This window comes from Spiroplasma endosymbiont of Lariophagus distinguendus (genome assembly GCF_023846195.1).
GTDB lineage: Bacteria > Bacillota_I > Bacilli_A > Mycoplasmatales > VBWQ01 > Spiroplasma_E.
In genome coordinates, this window is record NZ_JALMUW010000038.1 from 1 (window position 1) to 10,177 (window position 10,177).

Annotated in this window: 11 protein-coding genes; all 11 read right to left on the reverse strand. The window is 23.5% G+C overall.

The window, feature by feature from the left end; genetic code table 4:
* Positions 1-312: 312 nt before the first annotated feature.
* Positions 313-1,734 (reverse strand): MATE family efflux transporter, encoded by a 1,422-nt coding sequence (locus tag M0D11_RS03985; RefSeq protein ID WP_252320306.1) that lies wholly within the window; start codon positions 1,732-1,734, stop codon positions 313-315.
* Between the two features lie 76 nt (positions 1,735-1,810).
* On the reverse strand, positions 1,811-4,216 hold the full coding sequence (gene pheT / locus M0D11_RS03990; protein WP_252320308.1) for a phenylalanine--tRNA ligase subunit beta: 2,406 nt from the start codon (positions 4,214-4,216) through the stop codon (positions 1,811-1,813).
* A 24-nt stretch (positions 4,217-4,240) separates the two neighbouring features.
* Positions 4,241-5,305: a phenylalanine--tRNA ligase subunit alpha gene (gene pheS / locus M0D11_RS03995; RefSeq protein ID WP_252320310.1), complete on the reverse strand. Its 1,065-nt coding sequence runs from the start codon at positions 5,303-5,305 to the stop codon at positions 4,241-4,243.
* A gap of 63 nt (positions 5,306-5,368) precedes the next feature.
* On the reverse strand, positions 5,369-6,148 hold the full coding sequence (locus M0D11_RS04000) for a TrmH family RNA methyltransferase (RefSeq protein WP_252320312.1): 780 nt from the start codon (positions 6,146-6,148) through the stop codon (positions 5,369-5,371).
* Positions 6,126-6,833: a M48 family metallopeptidase gene (locus M0D11_RS04005; RefSeq protein WP_252320314.1), complete on the reverse strand. Its 708-nt coding sequence runs from the start codon at positions 6,831-6,833 to the stop codon at positions 6,126-6,128. The genes M0D11_RS04000 and M0D11_RS04005 overlap by 23 nt, the downstream gene beginning before the upstream one ends.
* Positions 6,834-6,868: 35 nt before the next feature.
* The gene (locus tag M0D11_RS04010; protein WP_252320316.1) at positions 6,869-7,372 is read right to left on the reverse strand and encodes a dUTP diphosphatase; all 504 of its coding nucleotides are present in this window, start codon (positions 7,370-7,372) and stop codon (positions 6,869-6,871) included.
* Positions 7,373-7,404: 32 nt separating this feature from the next.
* The gene (locus M0D11_RS04015; protein ID WP_252320318.1) at positions 7,405-8,265 is read right to left on the reverse strand and encodes a TMEM164 family acyltransferase; all 861 of its coding nucleotides are present in this window, start codon (positions 8,263-8,265) and stop codon (positions 7,405-7,407) included.
* A 233-nt stretch (positions 8,266-8,498) separates the two neighbouring features.
* The gene (rplT, locus tag M0D11_RS04020; protein ID WP_252320320.1) at positions 8,499-8,858 is read right to left on the reverse strand and encodes a 50S ribosomal protein L20; all 360 of its coding nucleotides are present in this window, start codon (positions 8,856-8,858) and stop codon (positions 8,499-8,501) included.
* A gap of 16 nt (positions 8,859-8,874) precedes the next feature.
* Positions 8,875-9,063, reverse strand: a complete 189-nt coding sequence (rpmI, locus tag M0D11_RS04025; protein WP_252320322.1) for a 50S ribosomal protein L35 — start codon at positions 9,061-9,063, stop codon at positions 8,875-8,877.
* Positions 9,064-9,079: 16 nt separating this feature from the next.
* Positions 9,080-9,622 (reverse strand): translation initiation factor IF-3, encoded by a 543-nt coding sequence (infC, locus tag M0D11_RS04030; protein ID WP_174480738.1) that lies wholly within the window; start codon positions 9,620-9,622, stop codon positions 9,080-9,082.
* Between the two features lie 297 nt (positions 9,623-9,919).
* Positions 9,920-10,177 (reverse strand): hypothetical protein (locus tag M0D11_RS04035; protein ID WP_252320324.1); only part of this gene is annotated, 258 nt, incomplete at its 5' end.

Genomic DNA, 10,177 nt, shown 5'->3' on the forward strand with positions numbered 1-10,177 from the left:
GTCCCTTAAAATTCTTTCAAAAAATAAAAATTTCTTATAATAAAGGTATGTCAAAATTTTTAATGTCCGTATTTATTTAGTTATAATTAAAATTTAATTATTATAAAAGTTTAATTATAACTAAAAATAAAAAAAGCATTACTTCTACCATCCTCTAAAATCACACCAGTAACTATAATAATTGTATATTAAATACAATAAAAATAAAACGATAAATATGAATTTATTTGCTAAAATATAATAGAATTTTTTTAACATTTTTTAAACAAAATTTATTAAAATAAAATCTATTATTAAAAAGGGATTTTTATATTATCCATGTGGTTCAAATGTCGGATGAGGTACATTTTCTACTTTAGAATTAATAATATTTTTATTTCAAGGAATTACTTTATAAAATACATAAGCACAAATAAAATCAGCTGATTTACTTAAACACGAAATCATAATTACCATTTTAATACTTAAGTCAGTTCACTGCAATAAAGCAAAAGTAATAAAAATATCAATAAATCAAATTAAAAATAGATCAGCAATACTAATAATTAAAGTATAGCCACCAGCATAAAGAAAACTAAATAATGGTTGCATCATATTAATGAAAAAATAAGTTACTGCTGAAAAAGCCATATATCAAACTGCAAGTTTCATAGCATTATTAGATAAATTTGGAAATAATACTTTTGGAACTCAAAAAGCACTACCCAAAATAATTAAAGCAATAACAGTTGAAATAGCAAAACTCAATTTTAATATCTTGTTAGCATTTTCTTTAGCCAGTACTAGTTCTCCTGAACCTAACTTGCTACCAACAGCATATCCAACTAAAGCATTATATCCCCTAAAAGTAGAATAAAAAATAGCAACAACACTACCAACAATTTGCACAGCGGCAACAACTTCAGTATCACCAAAATGAGAATATAAAGCCGTTAACATTACTACTGAAACACCAAATAATACTTGACTAGCAAATAAAGGAATAAAAGTAATAATATATTTTTTATGTAAATCTTTTGTAAATTTAAAAATATTTCAATTAGGAGCATAAATTGGTTTTTTATAAATTAAATAACCTAACAATATAAAACATTCTACTGCTCTTGAAATAATTAAACTTATTGCTAATCCTTCAATACCTAATTGTGGTCCCCCACTATATGGTAATGATAAAATACAAACTAAAAATGTATTTAAGAGTAATGAGCAAATAGAAGTTATCAATGGTGTTTTAACATTACCACATGTATTCATAGTAATTGACATAATAAAAGCAAAACCTAACAATGGGTAATTTCAAGCAATTAATTTACTATATTCTTCAGCAATACCAATAGCATTTTGATGAGAATTATCTTCAGCACCAAGAATTACTCCCATAATTTGTTTGCTAAATAATTCTAATATTACAACAAAAAATATTGAAAAAATTAAAGTATAAAATAATTTTATATTAGTAGTTTCTTGAATTTTCTTCTTATCTTTAATACCTAAATATTGAGCAGTAAAAATATTACCGGTAGCAACGATAGCAAAAAAGATATATCAAACCATATCATAAATATTACTTGATGATGCAACTCCAGCAATAGCATCATCATTTCCAAATTGACCAACCACAAAATTATTCATTAAGTTTATTAATGTTTCAATTAAAGATTGTGCACAAATTGGAATCATAAATAATAACGCCATTTTATAAAAGTTTAAATTATCTTTGTTTAATGTTTTCATATTATCTCACCCAATTTAAAAATTTAATATAATAAAAAAATATATTAATGTTATTATTTAATATTTTGTTATATTTTTAACGAATAATTGCTTGAAATTTTTTCTTTAATATTTCTTGAATAATACTTATTTGTCCACTTACTTTTGTTTCATCTAATTGTTCTTCTTGACTATTAAATTTCAAATTAAAAGTTAATGAGTGTTGATGTTGTGATTTTAATTTTTCATCATTATAAAAATCTACCAAAGATATTTGTTCTAAAAAATCAATATTTGCAAATATTATAGCATTTTTTACATCAGAAAATTGAATATCGCTATTAACAATAATTGATATATCACGACTTAAAGGATTAAATTTTGATCAAAGCTTAAATTTAGAAACTACTTTTTGTTGTTCTTCTATGATTTTAACTAACTTACTACAATTAATTTCTGCTAAGAATATTTTTTCAACATTCATTATTTTTTCAGTTTGTGGATGCAGTGCGCCAATAGTAGCAATATGTTCTTGCTCATAAAAAATATCTGCGCTTAAATACGGATGCATTAAAGAATTATTATTTGTTTTATAAACAATAGAGTTAAATAAATTTGGCATAACTTTTGCTAAAAAACCATCTAAAAAACCTTTAATAAAATAATACGTACTATTAGTAATTTTATTAGTATTAATTTTTGGTCAAAAATTATCCATAATCATAAAAGCTAAATGATGATTATCATCAGTTTCATCACCTGTATAAATAGTTTCATCAGTAAAAATTTTTAATTGTGTTTCTTTACGTGCATAATTATATTGACAAATTCTTAATAAACTATCTGTCAAACTAAAACGCATAACTTCTCTTGTTAATGTCAAAGGTGCTTCTAATTTTACAGGTATTTTATATTTAAAAAAATTAAAATCATTTAATCTCTGCATACTTGTTAAGCTATATGTTTTTACTTGATTAAAACCATAACTTGTTAAATGTTGTCTTCACTTCATCATTAAATTTTCCATTGCCGTTGGTGACTTAAATGATACATTAAATTGTGGTTTAATAACTGGTAATTTATCATATCCAAATACTCTTGCAACTTCTTCACTAAAATCATTAGCATTATTTAAATCACTACGATGATTAGGAACTGTTACTTTTAAAATTTCTTGATTTTTTGCATCAATTTCAATTTGACAACCAATAATAGTCAAATAATTAATTATTTCATTAACCCCAAAATTTGTACCTAAAATTTTATTAATAAAATTAAAATTAAAATTGATCACTTTTGTTTTAACTTGATAAGGAACATCATTACTAAAACCAGTAATTTCATATTTAACTTGTAATTGTCCTAAAATAAACAAATAACGTTGTAAAGCAATTAAATAATAATCAGGAACAACTGGTCTTGTTAAACGTTCTAATAATGTATTAATAAGAGCACCATGTCGCTTTGCTTGTTTACTCATTAAGGTAACATCAGGATTAATTGAAAATATAAAAACTTCTTTGGAACTTGGTTTAACTTCATATTCAATATTATGACTAACTCCTAAAACACTAAAAGCCAAATATTTATCGTGTAATAAAATATCACCCTCTTTAATTTGCAAATTACCTTCTGGGTATGATTTAGGTGAAATATTTAAAGATGGTTTTTTTAAAACATCGGCACTAAAAGTAATTAAGGGTTGACCCAATTCTAACATTACTAAATGAATAATATCTTCTGATAAAGTTTTGGGTACAATATTTGCAAGTTGTAGTGTTCTTCTAATTCAAATTGGTGTTATTACAGATTTATCATCAAATTCAATCTTTAATGTTGCTAAAGCTTGAATTTTACCATTAAGAACACTAACTTGACTTTTATTATCAAATTTTCCTATACTACTAACTTCCATGTTTTTTAAAGGAATTTTAAAATAACCGCTTAATTCTCTAGCAATACTATAAATCCCCAAACAATCACTACGATTTACTGTTAAATCAATAAAAAAAATTGTATCATCTAAATTTAAATATTGTAATGGATTAATATTACCAACCATTGCATCATCTGGTAAATGAATAATACCACTTAATTCTTCTTTATTCTGAACAATACCGCTTAATCCTAATTCTGTTAATGAACAAAGCATTCCTGAAGAAACAACGTCTTGAATTGTTCTTTCAACAATAGTAAGACCATTACCTAAAGTACTTCCTATCCTTGCTACAACAACTTTAATACCAATAACTACATTTGCTGCACCACAAACTATAGTTAACATTTCAGTGCCTACTGTTACTTCACAAATATTTAATTTATTTGATTTAGGATGTTTAGTAATTTTAGTAATTTGACCAACAACTAAGTTTGTATTACTGAACATTAAATTTTTTACTTGATCAACCTCAAAACCTAAACTATTTAAAGCATCAACGATTTCATAATCTTTAATGCTATTAATATTCAATCACTGCGAAATGATTTTACGTGAAACTATCATTTTATTTTATACTCCTTTTAATTTTTAAAATTGTTTTAAGAATCGAAAATCATTATTATAAAATAATCTGATATCGTCAATGCCATATTTAATCATAGTAATTCTTTCAATGCCTACACCAAAGGCAAAACCTGCTGTTGTTTCATCTAAACCAGCAGCAATAAAAACATTTGGATGAATCATACCAGCACCTAAAACTTCAATTCAACCAGTATACTTACATAATGAACAACCTTCTGTATTACATTTTGGGCAACTTACATCTACTTCAACTGAAGGCTCCGTAAATGGGAAATAACTAGGACGTAATCTTGTTTTAGTTTCCATGCCAAAAAATTGCTGACAAAAATAATTTAATGTTCATTTTAAATTTGCAAAAGTAATATTAGATCCAACTAAAAACCCATCAACTTGCATAAATTGGTGAGAATGAGTAACATCATCATCATCTTTTCGATAAACATTTCCTAAACTAATAATAGCTGTGGTTTCTTTTGAATTTTTATCTTGCTCGCTAAGAATGCGTGCAGTCATATTTGTAGCGTGTGTTCTTAATAATCAACGATTAAGTTTGTCATTATTATTTTCAAGATAAAAAGTATCTTGCATATCTCTTGCTGGATGATCAAATGGTAAATTTAAGCGATTAAAATTATATTCTTCATTTTCTACTTCATTACCACTAATGATTTGATAACCCAAATTTTTAAAAATTTCAGATATTTCGGTAACAGTTTTTAATAAAGGATTGGTGTGACCAATATTAAAATCAATACCCGGTAGTGTTAAATCAATTTCTGAAGATTTAAGACGCTCATTAATGTTATCTTTCTCAATTTCATTAAATTTTTTTATTATATATTCATTAATTTCTTTTTTTAATTTATTAGCTGCTTGACCAATTTCAATTCTAAAATTATGAGGAAACTTTTCTAAAGATTTTAATATATTATTAATATCCGAATTTTTACCTAAATATTGTGATTTTAAAACTTGCAATTTATGTAAATCAGCAACTTCATCAATATTATTAAATGCTTGCTGTCTAATAATTTCTAATCTTTTTTTTAAATCGTTAACCGCTAACATTCTATTCCTCCATTAATTTGTTAATATGTATAATTAAATTTTATAATTCAAAATAAGTATAATTTATTTTAATATATTACTAGTAAATAAGCAATACGTTACTATTGCTACACTTGTTGCTAAATTTAATGATTCAACATTAAAAGAAGTTGGAATAAAAATATTACTATTAATTTTATCTTTATACTTTTTATTAATACCTTGTCCTTCATTGCCAAATAAAAAAGCATTCTTTTGCTTAAAGGTAATTTCAGATAAATTAGTACTATTATCTTCATGTAGAAATGTACCATAAATCATATAATTTGCATTTTTTACTTTTAATAAAAATTGATCAAAATTTTCATAATACACATTAGTATAAAAAATAGCTCCTTGACTTGCACTAATTACTTTGTGATTATATAAATCAACGCTTTCATTTGATAAATATACTTCAGAAATATTAAAAGCAGTAACACTGCGTAAAATATTTCCTAAATTACCTGGATCTTGAATTGTATCAATTAGAATAATATGAGAAGAATAAAAATAATTTAAAGGTTTAACAATATTACAAACGCCAATTATTGGTTGTGGTGTTTTTTGTTGTGAAATTTTTTTAATAATCATACTATTTATAACAATAACTTCAATATTATTACAAGCTTTTAATAAATTTGCATATTTGTCTAAATACTTCTCATCAATATATACTGCAAGTAATCTTTTTTTTAATAATGCAATACTAATTAAATGTTCTCCTTCAATTAAAAACATTTTTTTAACATTGCGATGTTTTCTTTCATGTAATAAAACTAATTCTTGAATTATTGGATTTTTAAGTGAGGTTATTTGTTTCATCCATAACTCCTTGTTTTAATATTTTTTGACAATCTTGAAAATCTGGACAATATTGAGCAACAAAATTTCAAAATGTTTTTTTATGATGAGCATGAATTATATGCGTTAACTCATGAATTATAACATAATCAATTACAGCATAATCAAAATGAATTAATTTATAATTAAGTGTAATGATTTTAGTATTTGGTTGACAAACACCTCATTTATTTAACATCGAACGAATTTTTAGTACTGAAAACTCAATATTCATAATTTCTGATCAATATTGTAAGCGACTCATAAAAATATTTTTTGACTCTTCTTTTAAAAATTTTTGAATTTTAATTAATATTTGCTTATCATCTTGAATATTTGTGCATACTACCAAATTATTAAATTCAAAATAAATAATGGTTTTTTTTGAATGATACTTAGTAATTAATTGATATTTTTTACTTAAAAAATAAAGATAACTGTCATTATTATTAATAACAATATTAGGTTTTAATATAGTTTTCTTTTTTAAAATTTTAGGTAAACTTTTTAAAATGAAATCTTCAATTAATTTTTCTTGCATAAAAAATGGAGCACTAATAATAATTTGATCGTTGCGCACTTTTAAATACATATGTTTTTGTTGTTTATATGTAATAATGTACTCTCATTTTGTATTATTATAATTGAAAATTTTAACATTAGTCATTTTAATCTCCTAAATAAAACGATCACTTATTTCCATTAATAATTTTGTGATTGTCGTAAATGATTTATTTCATTTTTATAAATATAACAAGAAATAATGTCTTCACTATTAAAATTACATTTTTTACCAATTGTAAAATAAATATTTAATAATTCAAAAAAATCATTACTTGATTTTGATTTAAAAAGAGTTGTAACAAAAGCAAATAAATCAATGAATGCAAGATTAAGATCTTGATAATTTGTTTTTTCTGAAAAACTAAAATTTTGAAAATCAATATTAAGGCTATTACCGATACTAAGAATAAAATGAAGACTATCAATATATTCTTCAAGCATTACTGATTTTTCACTACTTGGTTTTGAACTTCAATATTTAAAACATCTTTGTTCATTTGCAAATTCACCTAATTCAACTAAAAGTGCTAAAAATCTAGAATTTAATGTTTTAATATCGCTAACACCACGATTAATAATTATTTTTTTATCTAACTCATTTTGAAGTTGGATAATTGTTGAAAATTGTTTTGAATTTAACATAATTAACTCACTTTCTTTTTTTTAATTATTAATTAAGATTTCATTATTTTCTTATCTTTTAAATTTAATTTTTTATAAAATTTTGTAATTAATGATTTTTTATCTTTGTAAATAGGATTAATTTTTGTTCCTTTTTCTAAATAAAAAGGAGATAAAGTTTTTATAATAAAAATATATGTTAAAACTAGTAATGAAATACCAACAACAGACATAAATGTAAAACGTAAAATTGGTAACCACACTGAAGTGTCTAATACTTTTTTACCAAAACTTGCTGTATAACCAGCATTACCAATAAATAAGTAATTAGTACCAAAAGAAGTATTAAAAATAAAAACACCACTACCAAATAAAGTTAAATATAATATACTTTTTTTGATATATATTTTGTCATATTCAATATGACCATATAAATATAAAAGTAAATAAGAAAAAAGAATAATAATATGAATAAAATAATAATTTCAATAAAGAAAATGTTGTGGACCAAAAACTCATTTTGTTTTATCTGGTAATAAAAATGCCAAAATAACAGGACCAATTAAAGGAAAAGTAATATTAAATAAACTTTTATTAGGAATAATTAATAGTATACCACTAGTAATATTTAATACCGAACATAATTGAAAAGGAAAATAATCATACCATTGATAATTATCACCATTCAATCCATGAACAATATAAAAACTAATATATAAAAGTATTTGAAAAATACCTAAACTACATTTAAAACTATAGCACTTACTTAAATTAGCATAAAACCTTTTAAAAATAAATAAACTAATTATCAAGAATAATGATATAGATAAGCCAATTCAATAATACATACCAAATAAAGGATTAATAACTGCTTGTGGATTACCATCAAAAAATCCAAGAAAAACAAATTGCATAATGGCCCCCTCTTTTTTTAAATTTCTTTCTTATTTTTATACTAAGAAGCGAATTTATTTTTTAATTTTACCATTAAATATATTATAAAACAAAGTTTGTGATAAAAAAATATTCTTTGAAATTTATATTAAATACATTTCTAAAACTTATCATAATTATATAAATTAAAAACACTTATAATAAATTAAATTTATTATAAGTGTTTTTAATTTATATAAAATTTTGCAATTAATTATTTTGCTAAAGCAGATTTTGATGCCAAAACTAATTTTTCAAATTCTTCTGGTTGATTAATTGATAACTCAGACAATATTTTACGATTAAGATTAATATTAGCTTTATTTAAGCCATCAATAAAACGTGAATATGATAAATCATAATTACGAACAGCTGCATTAATTCTTTGAATTCATAACTTGCGAAACTCACGTTTACAATTTTTACGATCACGATAAGCATATGCTAATGAGTTCATTACTTGTTCATTTGCTGTACGATATAAACTATGTTTTGCTCCATAATATCCTTTTGCTGCTTTTAGTATTTTTTTACGGCGATGATTAGTTGTATAACCGCCTTTAACTCTAGCCATTTATTTTGTCACCTTCCTAAATTAAATCTTTTAAACGCTTATAGTCAGAAGCAGATACTTCACTTCACGCACGTAATTGACGTTTTTGTTTTGTTGTTTTATTTTGAGCTAAGTGAGAAACAAAAGCACCACTACGCATTCATTTACCACTTCCTGTTACTTTAATTCTTTTTTTTAAAGCTTTTTTTGTTTTCATTTTTGGCATATTTTACCTCCTATTGTTAATTTTCTTGATTTTTCTTTTTTGGAAAAAGATAAATAGTTTGTATATTTTTTTCTTTTTTATCAAAGTTTTTATCATAAATACAAATATCTTCTAATTCTTTATAAAATTTTGTAATTACTTCAAATCCTGCTTCAGGATTATGTAATTCACGACCACGATATTTTAATGTAACTTTTACTTTGTTACCATTACTTAGAAATTTACGAGCCTTATTTGCCTTTGTTTTAATGTCATTGTTATCAATAACAACACTTAGTCGAATTTCTTTTTCTTCAACAATTGTTAATTTTTGTGCTTTTTTAACTTCTTTTTCCTTTTTTTGTTGTTCAAAACGATATGTATCAAATTTAAACATTTTACAAACAGGTGGTTTAGCATTTGGTGATATACATAATAGGTCATATCCTAAATCTTCTGCTTTTTTTAAAGCATCATTTTTTTTCATTAAACCATAATTAGTACCATCATTACCAATTAATAAAAATTCATAAAAGGGAATATTACTATTTCATAAATTATCATTATTTTTAAAAGCCATACATACCTCCTTTAATTTGCATAAATAAAAGTGTGCTAAAACGCACACTCACCACTACAAAACTTTATTTTAAAAATAAAAATTTAAAGCATTGAACCTATAACAACTTAGCTATCAGGTGAGCGTAAAAACTACTTTCTTTATGTCAAGTATTATTATATTAGATTTTTAATAAATTACAAGATTTTTTTAATATGTTAATACATAAATTTAAATAAAAATAAAAAAACTTACTATATAATTAGCCAGCAAGTCTTTTATTTTTATTAATTTTAATACTAATTACTTATATATAACCTATCTTTTATTAAAATTTTTAGCTGTATATAAGATTCCTTGCGATCCAGCAGCATAAATTGAATCATCTGGACCAACTGCTAAAGCAAAAATATGATCATCAGTATTTTTTATTCCAGATAATTCAGAACATAAATCTGTACCTTCTATTTTTTTATATACTTTATTGGAGTCAATACCAACAAATAAATTATTATCTCTATCAATGACTAAACGTTTAACCTCGTGGTTTGGATTTGTTTCTAAGAACCTGTTTAG